Below are 24,579 nucleotides of genomic sequence, written 5' to 3'. Positions count from 1 at the left end.
CGCGCCGTGCGGACGAGCACTATCGCTGTGCGGGTGGCGGTATCAGAAGGTCGGCAGCGCCGGCAGCGGCGCGCCGCTCCACTTGCGCGCGATGGCATCGAGTTCGCCGTTCAGCTTGACGTAGTAGATGAAGTTGTTAAGCCACTGGTGCAGCTCGAAGTCGCCGCGGCGCACGGCCATCGAATTGGGCTGCAGCGAGTAGGAGAAGCGGACCTCGATCTTGCCCGCGCCGCGCGTCTTGATGATGTCGAGCGCCATCGTGCTGGGGATCGAGACGGCGTCGACCTGCTTGCTGAGCAAGGCCTGGGTGACGGTGGCGTCATCCTCGAAACGCACGATGCTGGTGCCGGCCGGCGCCATGCGGCTCAGGGCCGTGTCATTCGTGGTGCCGCGCGTCACGCCCACCTTCTTGCCTTTCAAGTCGGCCAGGGCCTTGAATTTGCCACCGACCGGTGCGACGATGGCCAGCTCGAACGCGCTGTAAGGCATGGTGAACATCAAGGTCTTGGCCCGTTCCGGCGTGGGCGCCAGGGTCGCCACGAGGAAGTCGACCTTGCCCGATTCCAGCGACGGCACGCGCGACGGCGCCGTCAACGGGACGATCTCCACGGGCAGGTTCAGGTATTTGCCGATCAGGTTGGCGACGTCGACGTCATAGCCGACGGGCACGCCCTTGGCATCGATGCTGCCAAACGGCGGCGTGCCGCTGACGACGCCGATGGTCAGCTTGCCCTTCTTGATCAAGTCGCCAAGCGTCTGGGCGCCGGCGTCGGCCGCCGCACCGAGAGCGCACGTTGCTGCCAGTGCGCAAGCCACGATCTTCGCGTAAAACAGTGTAGTCATCTTCATGCTCAGTCTCCTGTGATCCCGGTACCGGCCTCGTCGAGGCGCTTCCGGGAATATTGTCAAATGGACGATTTATTTCGTCTCTTGCCGTGTCGTTTCAACTTCTTTTCAAGCTCCTGCCAACCATTGCCCTGCCTGTCTATCCATGCCCCTTTCCTGGCTGAATACAATCTATGAAACCGGTTCCATAACCTTCCCAAAAAAAAGGGCAAGGCCCTCTTCCCCGTCAGTCGCCGCCCCGGGTGGAGTTGCGCACAATCAGCTTGCCTGGCAACAGCACCTCGCGCGGCGGGCATTGATCGCCCTGCAGGCGCGACAGCATGCATGTCATCGCCGAAAAGCCGATCTCGTACGTCTGCTGCTCGATCGTGCTCAGGCCCGCCAGCGGCGACCACGGCAATTCGTCAAAGCCCAGCAAGCCCACGTCCTGCGGCATGCGCAATGCGAGGCGCTGCAGCATCAGCGCCAGTTCCAGCGCGACCATGCCGTTCGAGGCCAGCAGCGCCACGCGGCGGCCGCGCCACTGCGCCAGGCATTGCCGCATTTGTGCGTCGATGGCCGGCCGGTCGTCCAGGTCCACCGCCAGCACTTCGCCCACGCAGCCCGGATGCTCGGCCATCACGGACTGGAAACCGTCGGCGCGCATCAGGCGCGAACTGACGCCCGTCAAGGGCGGCGCAACGAAGGCGATGGCGTCGAAACCCTGCTCGATCAGATGCGCCGTGGCCAGCCGGCCCGCCTGCACATTGTCCAGGCCCACGAGGTCGAAGTCGGCGCCCTCGATGCGGCGGTCGACCAGCACGATGGGCATGCCCGCCTGCTGCAAGTCGGACGACTCGATGTTGCGTCCCTGCGTGTTGACGATCAGCCCTTCCACGCTGTACGAGCGCAGCGCGGCCAGCGACTGGCGTTCGCGCTGTTCGTCATTGCCGGTATTACATAAAATCAGGGTATAGCCATGCTGCTGGCAAGCCGCTTCCACGCCTTGCAGCACGGCCACCGTGTAGGGATTGAGCATGTCCGCCACGACCATGCCGATCAGGCGCGTGCGTCCCCGCTTGAGGCCGCGCGCCATCTGGTTCGGCTGGTAGCCGAGGCGCGCAATGGTGCTGGTGATCTGCTGGCGGATATTCTCGGACAGCGCGTCGAGTTCGCCGCCGAGAAAGCGCGACACGCTCGTCTTCGACACGCCTGCCTCGGACGCCACCTGGGCGATGGTCACGGGACGTGCCGGCTCGCCGGAAACTGTTTTTTTATTGCCGCGTACTGAATCCAAGCTTGTTCTCCACTACCTGTTGACCTGTATATTTTTATTTTGGAACCGGTTCCAAAGATAGCACCCACGAATCGATGACGCAAGCGATTTGATTGCCTGTGGCGGCGAAGGAACGCGATGGGGGCATCAGTGGAAAGGCGCCGCCCGCCCCCGGCAAACGCAGGGAGCGGGCGGCGCGGTGGTTTCAAGACTGTTTACTGGACCACGGTGTAGCACGGCACGTATGCCGTACCCGCCAGTTTCATGCGGTGCTGCGCCACGAAGGAAGCGAGCAGCGCATCCATGGGGCCGGCGATGGATTTGTCGCCGTGGATCTCGAAGTTGCCGTACTTTTCGATCGAGCGGATGCCGTCGTCCTTGACGTTGCCCGCCACCACGCCCGAAAACGCGCGGCGCAACTGGGCCGCCAGCAAGTGCGTGGGCTGGTTCTTGTGCAGGCTCAGGTTGCGCATGTTTTCATGCGTGGGCTGGAACGGCTTCTGGAACTCGTGGTCGATCTTCAACAGCCAATTGAAGTAATACGCGTCGCTGTGCGCCTTGCGGAATTCGCGCACCTGACGGATGCCTTCGAGCATTTCGCGCGCCACCAGTTCCGGGTCGTCGATGATGATCTTGTAGCGCTGCTGCGCTTCCGGGCCCAGGGTGTCGTGGATGAACTGGTTGATTTGCACGAAGTATTCGCGCGACGTTTCCGGGCCCGTGAAAATCAACGGGAAGGGTATCTCGGCATTGTCCGGATGCAGCAGGATGCCGAGGATATACAGAATCTCTTCGGCCGTGCCCGCGCCGCCCGGGAAGACCACGATGCCGTGGCCGGCGCGCACGAACGCTTCCAGGCGTTTTTCGATGTCCGGCATGATGACGAGGTCATTGACGATGGGGTTCGGCGACTCGGCCGCGATGATGCCCGGCTCCGTGATGCCCAGGTAGCGGCCATTGTGCAGGCGCTGTTTGGCGTGGCCGATGGTGGCGCCCTTCATGGGGCCCTTCATGGCGCCGGGGCCGCAGCCGGTGCAGATGTCGAGGCCGCGCAAGCCCAGCTGGTAGCCCACTTCCTTCGAATAATTGTATTCGGCGCGGTTGATCGAGTGGCCGCCCCAGCACACGACCAGGTTCGGGTTGAGCTGGGTTTGCAGTACGTTGGCGTTGCGCAGGATATGGAAGACGGCGTCCGTCACGCCTTCCGTGCTCTGCAAGTCGAATTTCGGGTTGCCCGTCACTTCATCGCTGACGAAGATAATGTCGCGCAGCACGGCAAACAGGTGCTCGTGGATGCCCTTGATCATCTTGCCGTCGACAAAGGCGATGGCCGGCGCGCCCTTGATGTCGAGCTTGATACCGCGCTCGCGCTGGATGATCGAGATTTCAAACGACTGGTAGCGCTCCAGCAGGGCGCGGCCATCGTCGATGGTGCTGCCGCAATTCAAGACCGCCAGCGCGCAGCGGCGGAAGGTGTTGTACAGGCCGCCCTGGCTGGTATCGAGCAGTTTGTTGACTTCAGTCTTGGAGAGCACGTCCAGGCGGCCTTCCGGTGAAACCAGAGTATCGATAACGTCGTGTTCCATAATGCGAAAAATCCCTTTAAAAATCGATGCTCGAAGGTCTTGCAGCCTTAATATACGACAAGTCAGGCAAGTTGTGCTGTGCCGCCGCAAAATCGCCGGGCCCGCCCTTGCCTGCAAACCGGTTTGACTAATATGAAACAGTCATTCTTGCTAATGCGAATCGAAACCTTCGCTCAGCGCAATTTGTAGATTAGAATGCCAGCCTATTGGAATTCCCGTGCGTGAGGTTCTTCATGAGAGTCCCCGCCGCCCGCAGGCTTCCATAAGTTCGTTGTATCGATTGACTATAATAATTTTTCAGGAGGAACCGCATGAGCGGTGCGACTACGCCCAACAAGGAAGCCGTTATTCCCGAGTTCAAGCAGATTATGGGCCATCCAAGCCCATTGTGGATGTTGTTCATGACTGAATTCTGGGAGCGCTTCGCGTTCTACGGAGTTCGCTGGGCGCTGGTCCTGTACATCGTGGCCCAGTTCCATGGCGGCGACGGTTCGGGACAGGCAGCGGCCAACCTTACCTACGGTTCCTTCCTCGCGCTGGTGTACGCCGGCGCCCTGTTCGGCGGCTACATCGCCGACCGTGTCATCGGTTACCAGCGCTCGATCCTGCTGGGCGCCGTCTTCATGGCTGCAGGCCTGTTCTGCATCTCGGTACCGAACCAGGACATCTTCAACCTGGGCCTGGCCACCATGATCGTCGGCAACGGCATGTTCAAGCCGAACATCTCGACCATGGTCGGCAAGCTGTACACGACAGCCGATCCGCGCCGCGACAGCGGCTTCACGATCTTCTACATGGGTATCAACATGGGCGCCATGGTCGCGCCCGTCTTCACCCAGTGGCTGGCCGAGTCGATCTTCGGCACCAGCGCCATGCCATCGTACAAGATGGTCTTCATGGCTTCCGGTTTCGGCATGCTGATCAGCCTGGTATGGTTCGCCATCGGCCGCCGCGCCCTGAAAGGCATCGGCGCTCCTGAAGCCGGTTCCGGCAACCCGATGCGCGTCGTCTGGGTAGCCGTCGGTTCCCTGTGCGTGATCCCGCTGATGTACTTCCTGCTGACCGTCGGCGCTGAAAAGCTGCAAATCGTCCTGACCGTGCTGTTCGTCGGCCTGGCCGTGATGCTGATGATCGAAGGCATACGCAACGGTAAAGTTGCGCGTGACCGCGTCATCGCCATGCTGCTGATCTTTGTCTTCAACATCCTGTTCTGGATGTTCTTCGAACAGGCAGGCAGCTCGTTTACTTTCCTGGCCGACAAGATCGTCAACCGCGACCTGGGCTTCTGGATCTTCCCGACCGCCTACTTCCAGACCGTCAATTCGGTCGCCATCATCGTCTTCGCGCCGATCATCGCCGCCATCTGGGTTTTCCTGGCGCGCCACAACGTCAATCCTTCGATCCCGCGCAAATTCGGCCTGGGCTTGCTGGGCAATGCGCTGGCCTTCGGCCTGCTGATCTTCGCTCTGTCGAGCCTGGTTGGCGCCGATAACAAGATCCCGTTCTGGACCCTGACCACCGTCTACGTGCTGCAATCGATCGGCGAGCTGTGCCTGTCGCCTATCGGCCTGTCGATGGTCACCAAGCTGGCACCAGTGCGCCTGGTCGGCCTGGGCATGGGCGGCTGGTTCCTGTCGACCGGTATCGGCAACAACCTGTCGGGCATCTTCGCCAGCCACGTCAGCGGCACCAGCGGCATGTCGGTGCAGTCGGCCCTGTCCGGCTACACCTTCGGCTTCTGGTCCCTGCTGGGTGCCGGTGTCGTGCTGTTCCTGATCGCACCGCTGATCAACAAACTGATGCACGGCGTGAAGTAAGCTTCTGCCTTAGCTGACAACGGCGGCCTGCGGGCCGCCGTTTTTCATTCCGGCGCCGGTTTTTGCCCGGCCGGGCGGTACAATACGGCCAGGGCCGCCTGCCACTCCACTCACATCACCAAAGAATATTATGTCCAGCATCTCCACCACCACGCCCCTCTCCGACGACGAATACGCCGAACTCGACACCCTGCTGGCCGCGCCTGCGCTGGAAAGCCGCGCCATGGACGTGTCGATGCTGGAAGGTTTTCTCACGGCCGTCGTCCTGAGCCCGAAGCAGATCGCGCCGGAACAGTGGCTGCCATGGGTGTGGGACAAGGCGGCCGGCGGCGCCTCGCCAGCGCAGGACGAGACCAGCGAACGGGCGGCCAGCCTGGCGCAGCGCCACCACGCCTACATGGTCGAATGGCTGGCGAAGGACCCGGACAGCTTCGAGCCCATCTACGTCTGCGGCCCCGAATGGAGCGTGCCCGCCTGGTGCGCCGGTTTTATCCTCGGCACGAGCCTGGACAAGCCCCAGTGGGCGGCCCTGGCCGTCAGCCACCCTGAGTACCTGGCGCCATTCCAGCACCTGGCCACGGCCAGCGAACTCGATGACGATGCAGCCGAAACGGCCATGGATGGCGTGATTCCCGCCGTCATCGCCATCAACGCGGCCTGGGCGCGCCAGCGCCACCTGAAACAAAGCCAGCCCGGCGCCACCGTGCTGCGCGAACTGCCGAAGACGGGCCGCAACGACCCGTGCCACTGCGGCAGCGGCAAAAAGTACAAGAAATGCTGTGCCGACGCCGATAGCGCGGCGACCTAAGGCGATTCCTCCTTGCGCCAGCTGCTGACGGCCATCCTGCGCTTCCTGCTGCGCCACGCGCTGCAGTTCGCCCTGTTCATCGTCATCTTGCTGGCCGGACGCATGCTGCTGGCAGAATGGCGCGCCTACAGCGCCGGCAGCGAGGCCATCGCCGCATTGAGGCTGGCCGCCGACGGCGCCGATCATCATGGCGCCGGCCTGGCCGCTGCCGCCACGGCGCGGGTCAACGCCTTGCGGCACGTCCCGCGCACGGCCATCGCCACCCGCCTGAAGGAAGTGCAGGTGCAATTGACCACCTTGCGCGCGCGGCAGCAACCGTCGCTGTTTACGCTTCCCCTGCCCGACACGACCACCCTGGCCCTGCACGCGCAGGACGAAGCCACGCGGCGCGTGGAGATCGAAGTGCTGGCGCAGGAAGCCCGCTATCTGACGGCCCTGCAAGCGGCGATCAGTGGCGAAGATGCGCGGCAGACCCTGACGCGCCTGCACGCGGAACATGTGCGCGCGTATGCCGCGCTACAGGAAAACCTGCGCCAGCGCCGGGAACTGGAAACGCAGCACCCGCTGGCCACCCGCCTGCCCGGCAGCGACGCCTATGCGCAGCTGTCGCAGCTCGAAACGCAAGGCCAGCGCCTGCGCGACATCAACCTGCAAGCGTATCAGGCCTGGACAGCGCAGCGCGTGCACAGCAGCGCCACGAACGCTGCCCGCCCCGCCCCATTTTCCATCGACGAGCAAGCCTTGGCCGGTGCGCTGGCGCCCGTGCAAAAAGCCATCGCGGCCGGCGAAACGCAGCTGGCGAGCAACTGGATCGCCCGCTGGCGCGCGCCCGTGATGGACGTGGCGCCCACGGCCGCCCTGCTGGTGCTGTCGGCCATCTTGCTGCCCGTGGCGATCAAAGCATTCTTTTACTTCGTGCTGGCGCCCATCGCTGCCCGTTTGCCGCCGCTGTCGGTCGCGCACGAACTGCAGGTCGCGGACAGCTCCCTCCCCTTGCCGCCGCATGGCGAGTCACGCATTTCCGCCGTGTCGCACGGCTTGCTGCTGCAGCCCGGGCAGCGGATGCTGATCCATCCCGAATACCTGCAATCGTCGCCCGTCGGCACACGCAAGCGCACGCAATGGCTGCTGGACTGGCGCTTCCCGTTCACCAGCCTGGCCGCCGGCATGGTGGCGCTGACCCGGCTGGAAAGCGGCGAGCCGGCATCCGTGACGATATCCGCCAGCGACGACCCGCTGCTGGAAGTGGCCATCGTCCACCTGCCGGCCGGCAGCGCATTGGTATTCCAGCCGCGGGGCCTGGTCGGATTGATTGCCGATGCGGGCCAGCCTCTGGTGATCAGCAGCCACTGGCGCCTGGGCAGCCTGCACGCCTGGCTCACCCTGCAGCTGCGCTTCATCGTCTTTCGCGGCCCCGTCACCCTGATCGTGCGCGGCTGCCGTGGCGTGCGCCTGGAACGGGCCGGCCAGGGACGCTCCATCAGCCAGTCCGCCACCCTGGGTTTCAGCACCGACGTGCTGTACTCGACCCTGCGCAGCGAAACCTTCATCCCCTATCTGCGCGGCCAGCAAGCGCTGCTCAACGACCGCTTCGACGGCGACAACGGCGTCTACCTGTACGAAGAAACCCCGCGCCACGGCAAGCATGCGGGCAAGGTGGGTAGCTGGTTCGAGGGATTCACGGACGCGATATTGAAAGTGTTCGGCATCTAGCCGGCCAGTCATTCCATGACGGTAATCCCATCGTCAACCTGGCGGACCGGAACGCCGGCAAGGCGGCCCGCATCGTGCAGCAATGCCCGCATGAATTCGGCCACGGCTACACAAGCTTCGAGCAAGCCATCGAACTGGCCGTCGGCGATGGCCGCCGCCCGGTGCGGGAAAAGATCATCGTGCTGACCTGACGCAGGCAACGGCGCGGAGGGCCGAGGATGAGCTGCGGGCGTGGTTCATGCCCGGCTAAAGGCTACACCTCCTGCACAAAATCGGGCTGCAGCAAACCAAAGACATGCAGGTCGACAAACACGCCATTTAACAGCTCCCCCTGCTGCCGCACGCCTTCGCGCGCAAATCCCAGCCGCTCGGCCAGCGCCATGCTGGCGTGATTACCGGCCGCGCACTGCAATTCGATGCGGTGCAACTGCAGCGCGCCAAACGCATGCGCCAGGACGGCGCGTACCGCAGCGCTGGCGATGCCCCGGCCCTGGTACTGGTGTCCAAGGTAGTAGCCAATTTTCGCTTTCCGGTCCGCTGTGTCGATGTCTTTCAGGCGGATGCTGCCGCACAAGGCCGTGCCGGAGAAAACATGCCATTCCAGGACTTCCCCGTTGGCCGCGCGCGCGGCAGCGGCCTGCAGATAGGCCTGCGCCTCGCCGAACGAGTCCAGCTGTAGCACGGCGGGCAGATAAGCTTGCAGGCGCTCACGGTTTTGCGCCACCAAGGCGGCCAGCGCTTCGGCGTGTTCAGGCAAGGTTGGAACAATAGAGATATCAGGAAATGCTGAAAGAGTCAGATGCATATGTCCCTGGCGGGCCAGGTAAGTTAAACAAGAAACACACAGCGTGTCGCTACGCCGCAATCGAATGCGACACCGTCAGCCACTCGCCCGGCTGCAGATTCGCCGCCGCCTCGCGCGTGGCCAGCACGCTGTCCGGGTCCAGGTCGGAGCGTTTCAGCTTGTAGGAATAGGCGAAATCATCGGCATCGAATGCCTGCCCCGCCTTGACGTAATACTTGAAGCCGACAAAGGAGTCGGGATTGGTGACGACCGAATACTCAAGCGTGACATTGTTCATGGCGGGCCTCGTCGATGGTGCTGTAGCGTCCATTATGTGTCGATTAGGCATCCATTATGCGTCAATTCCAGCGGCGGCGATGCGGCGGCTGATCCTTGCGGCAAGTCAATAGCCGTGCCGGCTGCCGGCGCTACAGTAGCCGGAGCCCACCACTACGCCATCACTGCCATGCGCACCTTGCTCACGAAGATACGGAACACACTGGCGCCGCAGGCAAGCCTGCCGGCCGCGGCGCGCATGGAGCGGCTGTCGGACCGGCGCGGCCTGCCCGCCCTTGACCCCGGGCCGCAAGCCGTCGTCAAGGCCTGCACGGCCTGGCTGAGCGCGGCGCAGGATCATTCCAGCTCAAACGATGGCGGCGTCGCGCGCGACTACAGCCTGCTGACAGGCTGGTCGAGTTCCTACCCGGAGACCACCGGCTACCTCATCCCCACCGTCATCGCCCTGGCGCAGCGCACGGGTGACGAGGCGCTGCACGGACGCGCGCGCCGCATGCTCGATTGGTGCGTGGCCATCCAGTTTCCGGAAGGCGGTTTCCAGGGCGGGAAAATCGATTCCACGCCGCGCGTGCCCGTCACCTTCAACACGGGCCAGATTTTGCTGGGCCTGGCCGCCGGCGTGGCAGCGTACGGCGAAGCCTACGAAAACGCCATGCACCGCGCGGCAAGCTGGCTGCGCGACAGCCAGGATGCCGACGGCTGCTGGCGCCGCCATCCGACGCCGTTCGCCAGCGCCGGCGACAAGGCCTACGAAACGCATGTGGCGTGGGGCCTGTTCGAAGCGGACCGCATCGCACCGGGCCACGGCTATGGCGCGGCCGGCCTGCGCCAGGTCGACTGGGCGCTGACCAAGCAGCGCCCCAACGGCTGGTTCGCTTCGAACTGCCTGGACAACCCGCTGCTGCCGCTGACTCACACCATCGGTTACGCCTTGCGCGGCCTGCTCGAAGCACACCGCTTTTCCGCGCGCGCCGGCCTGCTGGACGCCGCCGCGCGCACCGGCACGAGCGTCGCCAAGGCCGTGAGGGACGATGGCTACCTGGCGGGTCGCCTCGGCCCGGACTTCCAGCAGGCAGCCAGCTACGCCTGCCTCACGGGTTCCGCGCAAAACGCGCATTGTCTGTTCCTGCTGTACCAGTTCACGGGCGAGCGGCGCTACCTCGACGCGGGGCGCCGCTTGAACCGTTTCGTGCGGCGCGCGGTCAGCATCGACGGTCCCGCGCACGCGCGCGGCGGCGTCAAGGGCTCGTTTCCCGTCGATGGCGACTACGGCACCTGGGCCTACCTGAACTGGGCCGCCAAGTTCTGCATCGATGCCAACCTGCTGGAAATGGAAATCGGAGATGCTTGACGAGGCCAAACGCGCCGCCAGGGCCGCGCTGGAAGCATGGCGCCGCACCGCCAGCGCGCGGCACGTGCGCCAGAACGCGCCCCATGTGACGCGCGCCGGATTGGCCGCCGATCTGACGCGGCTGGGCATCGCGCACGGAGATACGCTGTTCATCCATTCTTCGCTGAAAAGCCTCGGCTACGTGGAAGGCGGCGCACTCGTCGTGATAGGCGCCCTGCAGGACGCCGTCGGCCCGCAAGGCACCTTGCTGCTGCCCACCTACTATCTGCCGGGCGGCACCGTGCGCGCCACCTGCGCCATGCCCGACTATGTGTTCGACCCGCGCCGCCATGGCACGCACATGGGACGCCTGCCCGAAGCCTTCCTGGCCAGCGCCGGTGTCCGGCGCAGCATCCACCCGACTCACTCAGTGTCCGCGTGGGGCCGCCATGCCGTTCAGCTTACCGAAGCGCACCACCGCGCGCCCTCGATCTTCGGCATGGACTCGCCCTGGCAGCGTTTCATCGGCTGCGATCACGCGAAGGTGCTGGGCCTCGGCATTTCCATGGGACCGGTGACGTTCTATCACGCGCTGGAAGACGCCATGGGCGACGCCTTTCCCGTGCCCGTGTGGGAAGACGATACACAGCTGCTGGCCTGCCTGGACCATTCGGGCCGGCGCTGGGAAGTGCCCGTGCGCCCGTTCGATCCGGCAGCCGCCCAGCGCCGCATCGACCATCCCGGCCGCGCCGACCTGCGCGACTACTTTCACCGTGAATTCGACGCCGCCGGCCTGCGCGTCAATGGGCAAGTGGGCGATGCGGCGTCGTGGTGCATACCGGCGCAGGCGTTTTATGCGCACCTGGGCCGGCTCGCGTCCGACAACGTGACGATCTACGCGAGCGCAGCGCAACTGGCGGCGCGGCCCATCGGGCGCGCATAAAAAAACCGCCCGGATCATCGTGACACCGGGCGGCTCTCATTGGATAGACTGGGACATCAAGCCTGCGGGCGATCCGCCTTCTTCTCTCTTGCCACGATATACAGCAGCACGATGATGACGGCATACGGCAGCAGCGACAGCGCATCCGGGTGCAGGCCCGCGTAGAACGGGTTGCCGTGCTCGGCCCAGTCGGCCATCATCTGGTCGAAGTGCGTAAGCACGCCGGCCGTGATGGCGATGATAATGCCGGCCAGCGCGCCGCCGGCGATGTAGCCGGAAGCCAGCAGCACGCCGGAACTGCGGTCGCCCGCCAGCTGGCGCTCTTCCTCGTTCAGTTTCGCATTGTGTTCCAGCTTGTTGTTGCGGCGGTCCGCCAGCCAGCGCACCAGGCCGCCGACGAAGATCGGCAAGGTGGACGACAGCGGCAGGTACACGCCCACGGAAAACGCCAGCGACGGGATGCCGGCCATTTCCAGCACCACGGCGATCATCACGCCGAACAGCACCAGGGTCCACGGCAGCTGCTGGTCGAGGATGCCCTTGATGATGTAGGACATCAGCACGGCCTTCGGCGCATCGTATTTTTTCACTTCCGAACCGTCCGGACGCTTGCTGTAATGGCCGTTGATGCCCGGATCGACCAGGTAAGCCAGCTGACCGTCTTCCTTCACAAAATACTTGCCGGCCGGGCCGCCCACGGTATCCGTCTTTTGCCAGACTTTATACGTATTGTGGTCGGTATCGGCTTGCGTGCCATGCAACTCGCCCGTCACCGTCAGCTTCGATGCATCGACCGTCAGGCCCGGCGCCACTTGCGCGGCCGGCACGTAGACGGTGCTCGCTTCGTTCAGTTTCAGCAGAATCGGGCCGAGGATCAGCGCGGACGACAGCGCGCCCGCCAAAATCGCATACTGCTGCAGGCGCGGCGTGGCGCCCACCAGGTAGCCGGTTTTCAAGTCTTGCGACGTGGTGCCCGCATTGCTGGCGGCGATGCAGACGATGGCGCCCACCGACAGGGCCGTCACATAGTAACGCCCGCCCGTCCAGCCCATGATCAGGAAGATCAGGCAGGTAAACAGCAAGGTGGCCACAGCCATGCCCGAGATCGGGTTCGACGACGAGCCGATTTCGCCCGTCAGGCGCGACGAGACGGTGGCGAACAGAAAGCCGAAGACGAGGATCAGCAGCGCGCCGAGGAAATTCATGTGCAGCGGCGTGGCAAAGGTGATCACGGCGATGATGGACAGGCAGCCGATGACGACCCATTTCAGGGGGATATCCTGGTCCGTGCGCAAGGTGGAATTGCTCTTGACGCCCTTGCCGATGCCCTTCAGGCCGGCCGACAGGCTGCGCCAGATCATGGGCATGGCGCGCACCAGCGAAATCAGGCCGCCTGCGGCCACGGCGCCCGCGCCGATGTACAGCACATAGGCGCTGCGCACGTCGTCCGCGCCCATTTCGCTGATCAACTTGGTGCCCGGCGAGAGCACGGTGGTCAGGCTGTCGCCGAAGAACTTGATCATCGGGATCAGCAGCAGGTAGGACAGCACGCCGCCGGCCGCCATGGTGGCGGCGATGCGCGGGCCGATGATGTAACCCACGCCCAGCAATTCAGGGGAAATCTCGGCGCCGATGGAGCCGCCCTTCAGCGGTGCGGCAAATTCCACGCCGGGCGTATCCTTCCAGCCCTTGAACGAGATATTGAATACCTTGTACAGCAAGCCGACGGCGAAACCGCCGAAGATGATCTTGGCGCGGCGCTTGGCGTCCAGCGCGGCAGCCGAATCCTTCTCGATGCTTTCGCCGGCGGCGATGCGCGATTCTTCCGTGGCGGCCGCCTTGAGCACTTCGGCACACGCCGTGCCTTCGGGGAATTTGAGTTCCTTGTGCTGATCGACGATCATGGTGCGGCGCATCGGGATCATCATCAAAATGCCCAGCAGGCCGCCAAGGACGCCGACCAGCATGACCCGCGAGATTTCCAGGTCGAAGCCGAGGATCAAAATGGCCGGCATGGTCACGCCCAGGCCGAAGGCCAGCGATTCGCCGGCCGAACCGGCCGTTTGCGTGATGCTGTTTTCCAGGATCGACGAATCCTTGCCGCCCACCTTCTTGGCCAGGCCGAACAGGGTGATGGCGATCACGGCGACGGGAATCGAGGCGCTGACGGTCAGGCCCACTTTCAGCACCAGGTAGAGCGAGGAGGCGCCAAAGACCATCCCCAGGATGACGCCCATGAATAGCGCGCGGAAGGTCATCTCGGGCAGTTTCGCATCGGCCGGAATATACGGCTTCACGGCGCTCGGCATTGCATCTTTTGCCATAAATCAATCCTTAATCTTTTAAAATAAACAGCCCGGATCGATGCCCGGGCTATTTGCTTGAAGCCGAGACTATCGCACAGCCGCGTTTCGATGAAAAGGTTTTTTGCGCCCGCTCCCTGCGCCCCGCCCGCGCCGGAACGGCTGGCGCATTGGTCTATAATCGCTGCCACCGTGCCTTGCACGCTCACGTGAGACTGCCTTGACTGCCAAACGAACCGGATTCCCCTGGCCTTCCCGCCGCACCACCGTGCGCGCTATCATCATCGCCGGCTGCGCCGCCTTGGCCGCTGCCCTGCTCCTGGCCGCCTACCTGTTCCTGTACGTGCGCCCCCGCCTGCCCGAACTGGGCGTCATCACCGATTACCAGCCGAAGATACCGCTGCGCGTGTACACGGCCGACAATGTGCTGATCGGCGAATTCGGCGAGGAACACCGCGATTTCGTGCCGATTGCGCAAGTGCCGGAAATGATGAAGAAGGCCCTGCTGGCCATCGAGGATGGCCGCTTCTACGAGCATCACGGCATCGACTTCGTGCGGGCCGGCGGCGCCGTGCTGTCGAACCTGCGCCACGGCTTCGGCCACGGCGGCGGCTCCACCATCACCATGCAGGTGGCGCGCAATTTCTTCCTGACGCGCGAAAAAGTCGCTTCGCGCAAGCTCAATGAAATCATGCTGGCCCTGAAAATCGAGTCGGCCCTGTCGAAAGACCAGATTCTCGAGCTGTACATGAACCAGATGTACCTGGGCCAGCGCTCGTTCGGCTTCGGCAGCGCGGCGCAAACCTACTTCGGTAAACCGCTCAATGAACTGTCGATCGCGGAAATGGCCATGCTGGCGGGCCTGCCGCAAAACCCGTCGCGCCACAACCCGATCAGCAATCCGAAAAAGGCGCACGCGCGCCAGCGGCTGGTCTTGAAACGCATGCGCGAACTCGATTACATCAGCGAAGGCCAGTACCAGCAGGCGCTGGCCCAGCCGCTGCATATCAATAGCCGCGGCAAGCAGGGTTTCGACACGCACGCCGAATACGTGGCCGAACTGGCGCGCCAGGCCGTCTACGCGCAGTTCAAGGAAGACAGCTACACCAAGGGCATCAGCGTCTACACGACGATCCTGAAAGCGGACCAGGACGCGGCCTACGCGTCGACGCGGCGCAACGTCATCGCCTACGACCAGCGCCACGGCTACCGCGGCCCGGAAACCTTCATCGACATGCCAGCCGATCCGGAGCAGCGCGACGACGCCATCGACGCGGCGCTGCAAAAACGCCCGGACAGCGATGGCCTGATCGCCGCCGTCGTCACGGACGTGGCCAGCGGCAAGGTGGTAGCCGATACGGGCGACGGCGACGCCAAGACCATCACGGGCGACGGCTTGCGCTTCGCCGCCCCGGCCCTGTCCGCCAAAGCCAGCGCCGGCATCAAGCTGCGCCCGGGCGCCGTGATCCGCATCACCAAAGATGGCAAGGACAACTGGGCAATCACGCAAGTGCCGCTGGTGGCCGCCGCCTTCGTTTCGCTCGACGCGGACACGGGTGCCTACCACGCCATGGTGGGCGGCTTCGATTACAACCTGCAAAAGTTCAATCACGTCACGCAAGCCTGGCGCCAGCCCGGTTCGGCCATGAAGCCCTTCGTGTATTCGGCGGCGCTGGAAAAAGGCTTTTCACCGGCCACCCTGATCAACGATGTGCCGCTGGAAATGCAGGCGGGCGGCAAGGTGTGGGCGCCGCAGAACGACGACTTCAAGTTCGACGGTCCCATCACCATGCGCTACGCGCTGGCGCAATCGAAGAACGTGGCCTCGGTGCGCATCCTGCGCGCGCTGGGCGTGTCGTACACGCACGACTTCATGGAAAAATTCGGCTTCGACCCGGCCCGCCAGCCTAACAATCTGACCATGGCGCTGGGCACGGGTTCCGTCACGCCCGTGCAGATGGCGGGCGCCTACGCCCTGTTCGCCAATGGCGGCCACCAGGTGGAACCGTATCTGATCGACCGCATCGTCGACGCCAAGGGGGCCATCCTGATGCAGACCAAGCCGCCCGCGCCGAACGACGAGAAGACCCTGGCGCTGGACCCGCGCAACGCCTTCGTGATGGACAGCATGCTGCGCGAAGTGGCGCGCACGGGCACGGGCGCGGCGGCAACAAAAAAACTGGGCCGGACTGACATCGCCGGCAAGACGGGCACCACCAGCGACGCCGTCGACGGCTGGTTCGCCGGCTACAGCGGCGGCATCGTGGCGGTGGCGTGGATGGGCTACGACGAGCCCAAGTCCCTGGGCGGACGCGAATTCGGCGCCACCCTGGCCATGCCGATCTGGATCGACTACATGCGCACGGCCCTGTCGACGCGCCCGCAAATCACGCGCGCCGTGCCGGAGGGCCTGAGCCAGGTCGACGGCGAGTGGCTGTACGATGAATTCATCGACATGAACGGGATCAGGACCCTGGATATGGACGTGGAGACGCCGACGGATCCGGCAGCCGTGCCGGAGACGCTGCCCATAGAAACCACGAACTGATGGCCCCGTAGGTCGGGTTAGGAGGAACGACGTAACCCGACAAGCCGCAGTCGGCTCTTGTCGGATTACGCTGCGCTAATCCGACCTACCTCTTACTGCGTCAAACAACAGCCATAAACGGGTTAGCGGGCACCGCGTAACCCGACCCACTTCTGCGTTGTTACGGCGCCTTGACCATGCTCAAATACCCGCGCGCGGTACTGACGACGCTGTCGGCGAAATCGTCGACATTGACCTTCGCGGCGCGGTACTTCCAGCGTTTCACGTACCAGTCCTGGAACAGGGCCAGGCAGTGCGCGGCCAGCAAGGTGGGATCGCCCTGCGGCTTCGGTTCGATTTCGGCGATGGTGGCGGCGATCAGGGTCTGGACATACAGTTCCGAATTCTTCGCCATGCTGCGCTGCTCGACCTGCAGCACGCGCGAATCCATAAAGACAAAATAAAACCACGGCTGCAGCACTTCGGACAGGTAGATCGACGAGCGTATCATCGCTTCGAGGCGGTCCAGCGGCGACCTCACGTCGACGAACAGCAGCGGCAAGGCTTGCGTGGCATGGCGCACCACGTCCTCGATCATTTCGGCCAGTTGATCCTTGCTGGTGATGTAGCCATACAGGCCGCCCATCGACAGCCCCGTCTCGCGGCACAGGTCGCGCAAGCTCATGGCGCGAAAACCCACGTCATTGGCCAGGCGGAAGGTGGCGACGAAGATGCGTTCAAGATTTTCCAGCGCCGGCTTGCGGCGCTTGACGCCGATACGTTCCGCGTGGCGGTCAAGAATATATTCCCAGATGTTTTCGCCATTTAAAGGCGTCATCTGCTGAAACTGTTCAAAATTAAAATGGGTCGACAAGTGCATTCCCAAATAACGGTGTAAGAGCGATATCCATGCAATGCCAGGGCAAGGCACTGCAAGACGGCGGGGCGGCGGATGCGGGGCCGATTATAGCTCAGGAAAACAACTATTTTACTTTTCAACTATGCAATGGGCGCATAAGCCACGCCAAATACCCACAGTTATTGCGCTGCATCATGCAATTCAAATGCAATTTACATCGAGCGGTGCTACATTTAAAAAACCGAGCGCTCGCTATTTTTAATGCATCGAGAATGTAAAGGAGCGCACGGTTCACCGCTACAGCATCGACATTTCCATATTATTCAAATAACGGAGACAAAATGAAGACTCGCTTTTGGCAACTGCTATCGACCCTGCTCCTCACCCTCGCCATCCTGCCCGGCAGCGCCAGCGCCGCCGGCTACACGCAAACGAAGTACCCGATCGTGCTCGTGCACGGCCTGTTCGGCTTCGACAAACTCGGTCCCGTCGATTATTTTTATGGCGTCTCCGGCGCCCTGCGCAGCGGCGGCGCACAAGTGTATGTGACCACCGTGTCGGCCGCCAACAGCACGGAAGTGCGCGGCGAGCAGCTGCTGTCGCAGGTGCGGCAAATCCTCGCCGCCACGGGGGCGGCCAAGGTCAATTTGATCGGCCATAGCCACGGCGGCCCCACGGCCCGCTATGTCGCTTCCGTGCGCCCCGATCTGGTGGCATCCGTCACCAGCGTGGCCGGCGTCAACAAAGGCTCCAAGGTGGCCGACATCCTCAGCGGCGCCATTCCCAACACCAGCAACGCGCTGGGCAATGCGCTGGCCTCCCTGATCGGCATTTTGTCGGGCAACAAGGGATTGCCGCAAAACGCGGGCGCCTCGCTGGCGTCGCTGTCCACGGCCGGCTCGCTCGCTTTTAATAGCCGCCATCCGCAAGGCGTGCCCACGTCCGCCTGCGGCGAAGGCGCGTACCAAGTGCAAGGCGTGCACTATTTTTCCTGGAGCGGCGCGCAACCGTACACGAACGTGCTCGACGTGGGAGACCCGCTGCTGGCCGCCATCAGCCTGGCCTTCGGCGGTGCCAAGAACGATGGCCTGGTGAGCAGCTGCTCCAGCCACCTGGGCAAGGTGATCCGCGACGACTACGCCATGAACCACCTCGATGAAGTCAACCAGTTCGTCGGCATCGTCAACCTGTTCGAAACGAACCCCGTCACCGTCTTCCGCCAGCAGGCCAACCGCCTGCAAGGCCTGGGACTGTAAGGAGACGCGCATGCACGCGAAATGGATCATCGGCGGCAGCCTGGCGGCCCTGGCCTTGTACCTGGCGCTGCGCCCTGGCGAAGCACCGGCCCCGCCGCCGGAAAAGGCGGAACCGGACCTGTTCGCGTTCGTGCGCTCGATGGAAGGCACGCGGCCCGACGGCAACGTGACGGTGGCCACCGGCGACATGCTGGTGGTCGACGCGGAACTGGCGCACCTGTTCGACTACTACCTGGCGGGCCTCGGTGAAAAGCCGCTGGCCGCCATCCGCAGCCAGATCGAGGCGGAACTGGACCGGCGCCTGGCGCCCGTCCCCGCCCGCGATGCCAAGCGCCTGCTGGACGCATACCTGGCCTACAAGCAGGCGCTGGCCGGTGCGGAACAGGCTTTGCCGGCGCAAGCCGATGCGGCCCTGGCGGCGCGCGCGCGCCTGCAAGCCATGCGCGCCTTGCGCGGCAATTACTTTACAGCCGAAGAAAGCGCGGGCCTGTTCGACGCCAGCGACGCGTATGACGACGATGCCGTGGCGCGCATGGCCATCCTCGGCGACACGTCGCTCGATGAAGCGCAGCGCCAGGCGCAACTGGCGGCACTCGATCAAAAAATGACGCCCGCCCAGCGCGCCGCGCGCGACGCGCCGCTGCGGGTGGCGCAGCTGGACGCCTCCGTCAAGGCCTTGCGGGCACAGGGCGGCGGCGACAACGAAGTCTACCGCCTGCGCGCCAGCACCTTCACGCCGGCGGCGGCCGCGCGCCTGGCGGAACTGGACCGCGAAGAATCGCAGTGGCAGCAGCGCATCATCGCCTATCAAGCGCTCAAAGCCCAGAAGGCCAGCCTGCCCGGCGGCGCACAGGATGCGGCAGCCCTGCAGCAGCTGCGCGACGCCAGCTTTACCCCGGACGAACAGCGCCGGCTGGGCGCCTACGAATAGCGTTCAAGCCAGCTGCGCCAGCAAAGCCGCTGCCGCCATCACGTCCGTCGTGTCGCGCCCCTGCCGGTAGCCCGCATGGACGGGGGCCAGCACGGCATGCGCGGCGGCGCGGCGGCCTTGCGCCTGCAGCACGGCCGCCAGGCTGGTGGCACAGCGCAGCTCCCAGCCAGGCGCCTGCTGGCCCCTGGCCAGCCGCAGCGCTTCTTCCAGTTGCACCCGTACCGCTTCCAGGCCGGCAGCATCGTCTTGCGCCAGCGCCCGCCAGCGGTGGTGCGCGTCGCGGCGCAGCACTTCCGGCGCGCTCCACGGCGCCATGCCCATGCGCGCGCGTCGCAGCGCCTGGCTATCGGCGGCCGCGTCGTGCAGGGTGGCCATCAAATCGACCTGTATCGGCCAGCTGCGCACCGCAGGCCAGGGGAACTGCGTCTGCGCCTCGCCCCCATCGAGCAGGCGCTGGTAGGCGGCGCCCCAGGCGCTCCAGTACAGCAAGCCATAGCGGGCCGCATGCTCGCACAGCAGGCAAGTCCACGCATGCGCCAGTTCCCGCTGCCCGCACCACAGGGCGACGGGAATGGCATTGACGGCCAGCGCCACGCACAGCGTGACGCCATTGTGCTCGAAGCCCACCGCCACCGCCTCGCGCACCAGGGCCAGGGCGTCGTCGGGACGGCCCTGCATCCACAGGCAGCGCGCCAGCGTGCCGCGCAGGCAGACCTGGTGATCGGCCAGCAAGGCATGATTGAAGCCGAGCTGCCGCGCACCCTCGGGATGGGCGAGCACCATGCGCGCCAGCGCCGCCGACTGCGCGTAGCGTCCCTGCACATACTCGCCCACGGAGCGCATGCGCGCCAGCACCAGCCGCATCGGCGTGTCGTCGCGCGCGTCGCACAGCACGGCAAGCTCGATGGCGTAGCTGTCGGCGCGCTGGAAATCGGCCAGCTTCAGGCTGCAGATCCACATGCCGCAAATCGCCTCAAAGCGGCGGCTGCCATCGTCCGTGCGCATGGCCAGCGCATAGCCGTGCTGGAACGAGCGCAGCATGGTGCCGGTGATGCCCTGCGTATGCAGCAGCAGGTGCGCCTGCGAGACATGCAGCCGCATCTCGCTGTCCGGGTCGTCCAGCGCATGCGCGGCCATGCGCTCGAGCGCCCGCCCGACGCGCACGCGGTATTCGTCCATCAGCGACAGCTGATAGAACAGGGTTTGCGCGGCCAGGGTCAGGGACACGCCCAGCGCCACGTCGCCCTCCTCGCCAAAAGCCCAGTCGATGGCGGCGCGCAGGTCGTCGACATGGCGGCCGTAGCGCGCGCTCCAGCTGGCCGGCGGCATGCTCCCCCAGTCGGCCGCGATGCGTTGGGCCAGGCCAAGGCAATGGCGCGCGTGGCGCAGCAGCACGGCGCCCGCATCCCCGCCCGCCGACAGCAGCGCGCCGGCATAGGCGCGCGTGGTGTCGAGCAGCCGGTAATACACGTACTGGCGGCAAAATTCGATGCTGACAAGGGATTTGGCCGCTAGGTCGGCCAGGGTGTCGAACACGTCGCAGCCGGCCACGGCGCTGGCCGACTCGAGGCGGAAGCGGCTCCTGAACACGCTCAGCGCCTGCAGCACCTGGCGCTCTTGCGCGTCGAGCAGGCCGTAGCTCCAGTCGAGGGTGGCGCGCAGTGTCTGATGGCGCAAGGGCATGTTGCGCGCGCCGCGCGTGAGCAAACGAAAACGGTCGTCGAGCTGGCGGCGCAATTCGTGCAGGCCGAAATGGCCGATGCGCCCGGCCGCCAGCTCCAGCGCCAGCGGGATGCCATCGAGCCGCCGGCAGATGTCCACCACCACGGGCACGTCGGCGTCGGCCAGCACGAAAGCATCGTCGACGGCCGCGCAGCGTTCGCAAAACAGCTGCACCGCGGCGAAATGGCGCGCTGCCGCCGCATCGGGCACGGCATCGGCCGGCGGCAATTCCAGCGCGGGCAGGCGCTGCAACTGCTCGCTGGTGATGCGCAGCGGCTCGCGGCTGGTGGCCAGCACGTGCAGCAGCGGCGCACCCTTGAGCAAGGCATCGACCAGCGCGGCGGCCGCGCCGATCACGTGCTCGCAGTTATCGAGCACGATCAGCATGTGGCGCGGGCGCAGGTAGGCCAGCAAGACCGGCATGGCGTCGCCGGCCGCCACGGCCACGCCCAGCGCCGTGGCCAGCGCCAGCGGCACCAGGCGCCCCTCTTCCAGCGGCGACAGGTCGACGAAACACACGCCGTCGGCATAGCGGCGCAGCACGCGCGTGGCCAGGACGACGGCCAGGGTGGTCTTGCCGATGCCGCCCGGGCCGGCAATGCACAGCAGGCGCAATTGCAGCAACTGGTTGGCCATCGTCTGCAGCACCTCGGCGCGCCCCAGCATGCGCGTCAGCATGACGGGCAGATTGTGCCGCGGCTCGGTGCCGGCCGTACCGGGCGCCGGCCGGCCCGTGTGCGCCAGCGGCGCCAGGAAGCCGTAGCCGCGCCCGGGAATGGTGGTGATGTAGCGCTGGCCATCGCGGCCATCGCCGAGCGCCTTGCGCAGCGCCGCCAGATGCACGCGCAAGGTCGCGTCGTCGACCACGGCATTGGGCCAGACGATGGCCACCAGCTCATGCTTATCGACGATGTCGCCGGCGCGCTCCAGCAGGGCCAGCAGCAAGTCCATGGCCCTGCTGCCCAGGCGCAGCGCGCGTTCGCCCTCGAACAGCAGGCGCTCCAGCGGCAAAAGGCGAAACGGGCCGAAGACATAGGCCGGGGCAGGACTGTTTATCATTCTTGCGTGGGGGAGTAGGTGTTAAAGCACGCGGCTTGCAGTGGCCATATTCTACTGAGCATCCGCGCCAGGCCGTACCAGGCCGGCCGGCGCGCCCGCGGCCAGCAGCGCGGCCACGTCGGCTGCGGGCGCCGGGCGGTGCAGGTAAAAGCCCTGTACCTGCGGGCAACCCAGCCGCCGCAGCTGCGCCAGCTGTTCACCGTTTTCCACGCCCTCGGCCAGCGCCTGCAAGCCCAGGCCCCGCGCCAGCGCAATGGTCGAGGCGACGATGACGGCGTCGCGGCCACCGCTGGCCACGTCGTGGATGAAGGAGCGGTCGATCTTGATGGTGTGAATCGGCAGCATCCTGACATGGCTCAGGCCCGAATGGCCGGTGCCATAGTCGTCGAGCGAAATGGACAGGCCCAGCGCGCGCAGCCGGCGCAATCCCTGCGTCGCCTGCGCCATGTCGTCGATGCAGCAGCTTTCCGTCACTTCCAGCTCCAGCAGGCCGGGCGGAATGGCGTGACGCCGCAGGCAGCCCAGCACAAAATCGGGCAATTGCGGCTGGCACAGCTGGCGCGCCGAGACATTCACCGCGACCGGCACCACAGGCAGGCCCGCCGCGCGCCACTGCGCCAGCTGGCGGCAGGCCGCGTCGATGCCCCAGTTGCCCAGCGCGGCGATGGCGTTCGTCCGCTCGGCCAGGCCGATGAATTCGTTCGGGTAAACGAGGCCGTGGCGCGGATGGTTCCAGCGCAGCAACGCTTCCAGGCCGACCAGGCGCAGCTGCGCCGTATCGAACTTGCCCTGGTAGTGAAAGCAGAATTCGCCATCGACGATGGCCCTGTCCAGGCGCCCCTGCAACTCCCGGCTGCGCGCCGGCGCCCGGCACAGCAGCGCCAGCGCGCCGTGCCAGAACCTTGCCAGGCGCGCCACTAGGCCAGCAGGCGCGGCACGGCAGGCGCAGGGCGGCCCGCCAGAACCGCGGGCCCCTGGCGCAGGCGAAACACGCTGACCACCTGCAGCAGATTCGCCGCCTCGCCTTCCAGCGATTGCGAAGCGGCCGCAGCTTCCTCCACCAGGGCCGCATTCTGCTGCGTCACTTCGTCCATCTGCACGACCGCCTGGCTGACCTGGCCGATGCCCGTGCTTTGCTCGGCGCTGGCCGCCGTGATGTCGGCCACCATCTGGCTCACACGCCCCACGGCCGCCACCACTTCCTGCATCGTGGCGCCGGCTTGTGCAACCAGCGCCGCGCCTGCGTCCACCTGCTGCGTCGAGGTGGCGATCAGGGCGCGGATATCGCGCGCCGCCGCCGCGCTGCGTTGCGCCAGGTTGCGCACTTCCGTTGCCACGACGGCAAAACCGCGCCCCTGCTCGCCCGCACGCGCCGCTTCCACGGCCGCGTTCAGGGCCAGGATATTCGTCTGGAAGGCCAGCATGTCGATCACGCCGATGATGTCGGCGATCTGCGCCGACGACGCGCTGATGGCGTCCATCGTATGAATCACCTGGCCCACGGCTTGCCCGCCGGCGCCGGCGATGTTCGCCGCCTCGACGGCCAGCACGCTGGCATGGCGGGCATTGTCCGCGTTCTGCTGCACCGTGGAGCTCAGTTCCTCCATGGCCGACGCGGTCTGTTCGAGCGAGCTGGCCTGCTCCTCGGTGCGCGAGGACAGGTCGATATTGCCGGCCGCGATCTGCGACGAAGCCGTGGCGATGGTGTCGGTGCCGCTGCGCACGCGCTGCACGATGTCGAGCAGGTTGCCATTCATGATGCACAGCGCGTCGAGCAGCTTGCCCGTTTCATCGCCGCCGTGGCGGCCGAAGCTCGACGTCAGGTCGCCGGCGGCCACGGTCTGCGCCACGCTCAAGGCATGGCGCAGCGGATCGACGATGCTGCGCGTGACCAGCCAGGCCGTGACGAGCGAAAAGAGCACGGCGAGCGCGCTCAGCGCCAGCATCATGTTGCGCGCCGTCGCGTATTCGTGATGCACCTGCGCGCCCGCCTCCTCCATCAGCTCATGCTGGTACGCGATCAGGCTTTCCAGCGCCGCCATGTAGCGCAGCTGCTCGCCGCGCACGGTGCCGAGCAGCAAGCTGGTCGCTTCATCGCGCGCGCCCTCTTCCAGCAGGGCCAGTACCTTGTCGCGCCCGCCGTTGAACGCGGCGCGCGCCTGCGTCACGGCCGCCATCAGTTGGCGGCCCTGCGGCGACTGCACCGCCTTTTCCAGCTGCGCCAGCCTTTTTTCCGTTTCGCCGCCCGCCCTGGCGATGGTGGCGCGTTCCTGCGCCAGCTGCTGCGGTTCCGTCATCAGGAGCAGGTTGCGCGAGGAGCGCGCGATGATGTTGACATTCTTGATGATGTCGTTGGCCAGCACGGTTTTCGGATATTTGTCATCGATCACGTCGCGCATGCGCAGTTCCAGGCTGGACAGGCGCAGCATGCCCAGCACGGCGGTCGCCAGCAGCAGCAAGGTCAACAATGCAAAGGCGCAGCGCAGGCGTGTGCCGATTTTCATATTTGCCATCTTCATTCGCATCCTTCAGTGTGGTGCATC

The 24,579-nt window shown here is 65.2% G+C and carries 18 protein-coding genes; 8 read left to right on the top strand and 10 right to left on the bottom strand.

The genetic code is table 11. From position 1 onward, the window contains the following. Positions 1-42 precede the first annotated feature (42 nt). From ACQ4WO_RS10145 to ppnN, 3 genes are all read right to left on the bottom strand, one after another. Complete coding sequence (locus tag ACQ4WO_RS10145) at positions 43-849, bottom strand: transporter substrate-binding domain-containing protein (RefSeq protein ID WP_070304998.1); 807 nt, start codon at positions 847-849, stop codon at positions 43-45. A 223-nt stretch (positions 850-1,072) separates the two neighbouring features. Then, positions 1,073-2,122, bottom strand: a complete 1,050-nt coding sequence (locus tag ACQ4WO_RS10140; RefSeq protein WP_436481283.1) for a LacI family DNA-binding transcriptional regulator — start codon at positions 2,120-2,122, stop codon at positions 1,073-1,075. Positions 2,123-2,316: 194 nt separating this feature from the next. After that, entirely contained in the window at positions 2,317-3,687 is a 1,371-nt protein-coding gene (gene ppnN, locus ACQ4WO_RS10135) for a nucleotide 5'-monophosphate nucleosidase PpnN (RefSeq protein ID WP_046683005.1), read from the bottom strand. A gap of 311 nt (positions 3,688-3,998) precedes the next feature. Between ppnN and ACQ4WO_RS10130 the strand changes: the two genes are divergently transcribed. The 3 genes from ACQ4WO_RS10130 (at position 3,999) to ACQ4WO_RS10120 (ending at position 8,025) form a co-directional block, all read left to right on the top strand. Continuing rightward, positions 3,999-5,504, top strand: a complete 1,506-nt coding sequence (locus ACQ4WO_RS10130) for a peptide MFS transporter (protein WP_128142857.1) — start codon at positions 3,999-4,001, stop codon at positions 5,502-5,504. Positions 5,505-5,634: 130 nt separating this feature from the next. After that, the gene (locus ACQ4WO_RS10125) at positions 5,635-6,312 is read left to right on the top strand and encodes a UPF0149 family protein (RefSeq protein WP_436481282.1); all 678 of its coding nucleotides are present in this window, start codon (positions 5,635-5,637) and stop codon (positions 6,310-6,312) included. A 12-nt stretch (positions 6,313-6,324) separates the two neighbouring features. Further along, positions 6,325-8,025 carry a hypothetical protein gene (locus tag ACQ4WO_RS10120; RefSeq protein WP_436481281.1) on the top strand — a complete coding sequence of 567 codons (1,701 nt, stop codon included), beginning with the start codon at positions 6,325-6,327 and terminating at the stop codon, positions 8,023-8,025. A gap of 253 nt (positions 8,026-8,278) precedes the next feature. Here the strand turns inward: ACQ4WO_RS10120 and ACQ4WO_RS10115 are convergent, their stop codons facing one another. Beyond that, the gene (locus tag ACQ4WO_RS10115) at positions 8,279-8,782 is read right to left on the bottom strand and encodes a GNAT family N-acetyltransferase (RefSeq protein WP_436481280.1); all 504 of its coding nucleotides are present in this window, start codon (positions 8,780-8,782) and stop codon (positions 8,279-8,281) included. A 97-nt stretch (positions 8,783-8,879) separates the two neighbouring features. Beyond that, on the bottom strand, positions 8,880-9,107 hold the full coding sequence (locus ACQ4WO_RS10110; protein WP_034755374.1) for a hypothetical protein: 228 nt from the start codon (positions 9,105-9,107) through the stop codon (positions 8,880-8,882). Positions 9,108-9,275: 168 nt separating this feature from the next. On the opposite strand from ACQ4WO_RS10110, the gene ACQ4WO_RS10105 reads away from it, so the two are divergent. Beyond that, positions 9,276-10,457, top strand: a complete 1,182-nt coding sequence (locus tag ACQ4WO_RS10105; RefSeq protein WP_436481279.1) for a prenyltransferase/squalene oxidase repeat-containing protein — start codon at positions 9,276-9,278, stop codon at positions 10,455-10,457. Then, positions 10,450-11,379, top strand: a complete 930-nt coding sequence (locus ACQ4WO_RS10100; protein ID WP_436481278.1) for an AAC(3) family N-acetyltransferase — start codon at positions 10,450-10,452, stop codon at positions 11,377-11,379. Before ACQ4WO_RS10105 ends, ACQ4WO_RS10100 begins: the two co-directional genes overlap by 8 nt. A 56-nt stretch (positions 11,380-11,435) precedes the next feature. Here the strand turns inward: ACQ4WO_RS10100 and ACQ4WO_RS10095 are convergent, their stop codons facing one another. Beyond that, complete coding sequence (locus tag ACQ4WO_RS10095; RefSeq protein WP_436481277.1) at positions 11,436-13,703, bottom strand: OPT family oligopeptide transporter; 2,268 nt, start codon at positions 13,701-13,703, stop codon at positions 11,436-11,438. A 247-nt stretch (positions 13,704-13,950) separates the two neighbouring features. Here ACQ4WO_RS10095 and ACQ4WO_RS10090 point away from each other — a divergent pair, with 247 nt between their 5' ends. Next, entirely contained in the window at positions 13,951-16,230 is a 2,280-nt protein-coding gene (locus ACQ4WO_RS10090; RefSeq protein WP_436481276.1) for a penicillin-binding protein 1A, read from the top strand. A 160-nt stretch (positions 16,231-16,390) separates the two neighbouring features. Here the strand turns inward: ACQ4WO_RS10090 and ACQ4WO_RS10085 are convergent, their stop codons facing one another. Continuing rightward, positions 16,391-17,047 carry a TetR/AcrR family transcriptional regulator gene (locus tag ACQ4WO_RS10085; RefSeq protein WP_436481275.1) on the bottom strand — a complete coding sequence of 219 codons (657 nt, stop codon included), beginning with the start codon at positions 17,045-17,047 and terminating at the stop codon, positions 16,391-16,393. Between the two features lie 362 nt (positions 17,048-17,409). Between ACQ4WO_RS10085 and ACQ4WO_RS10080 the strand changes: the two genes are divergently transcribed. Continuing rightward, the gene (locus ACQ4WO_RS10080; RefSeq protein ID WP_436481274.1) at positions 17,410-18,324 is read left to right on the top strand and encodes a lipase family alpha/beta hydrolase; all 915 of its coding nucleotides are present in this window, start codon (positions 17,410-17,412) and stop codon (positions 18,322-18,324) included. 10 nt (positions 18,325-18,334) lie between these two features. Next, a complete protein-coding gene (locus ACQ4WO_RS10075) occupies positions 18,335-19,255 on the top strand; it encodes a lipase secretion chaperone (protein WP_436481273.1) in 921 nt (306 codons plus the stop codon). Positions 19,256-19,258: 3 nt separating this feature from the next. Here ACQ4WO_RS10075 and ACQ4WO_RS10070 read toward each other — a convergent pair whose 3' ends face one another. Genes ACQ4WO_RS10070 through ACQ4WO_RS10060 form a run of 3 tightly spaced genes read right to left on the bottom strand, consistent with a single transcriptional unit; the run spans position 19,259 to position 24,540 of the window. Further along, positions 19,259-22,036 (bottom strand): ATP-binding protein, encoded by a 2,778-nt coding sequence (locus ACQ4WO_RS10070; protein ID WP_436481272.1) that lies wholly within the window; start codon positions 22,034-22,036, stop codon positions 19,259-19,261. 51 nt (positions 22,037-22,087) lie between these two features. Continuing rightward, on the bottom strand, positions 22,088-22,954 hold the full coding sequence (locus ACQ4WO_RS10065; protein WP_436481271.1) for a putative bifunctional diguanylate cyclase/phosphodiesterase: 867 nt from the start codon (positions 22,952-22,954) through the stop codon (positions 22,088-22,090). Next, positions 22,954-24,540 carry a methyl-accepting chemotaxis protein gene (locus tag ACQ4WO_RS10060; RefSeq protein WP_436481270.1) on the bottom strand — a complete coding sequence of 529 codons (1,587 nt, stop codon included), beginning with the start codon at positions 24,538-24,540 and terminating at the stop codon, positions 22,954-22,956. Before ACQ4WO_RS10060 ends, ACQ4WO_RS10065 begins: the two co-directional genes overlap by 1 nt. Positions 24,541-24,579 lie beyond the last annotated feature (39 nt).

The organism is Janthinobacterium aestuarii (assembly GCF_051380835.1).
Classification (GTDB): domain Bacteria; phylum Pseudomonadota; class Gammaproteobacteria; order Burkholderiales; family Burkholderiaceae_D; genus Janthinobacterium; species Janthinobacterium aestuarii.
Note: the sequence above shows the minus strand (reverse complement) of the source record. Positions and strands in the feature narration are given on the sequence as shown.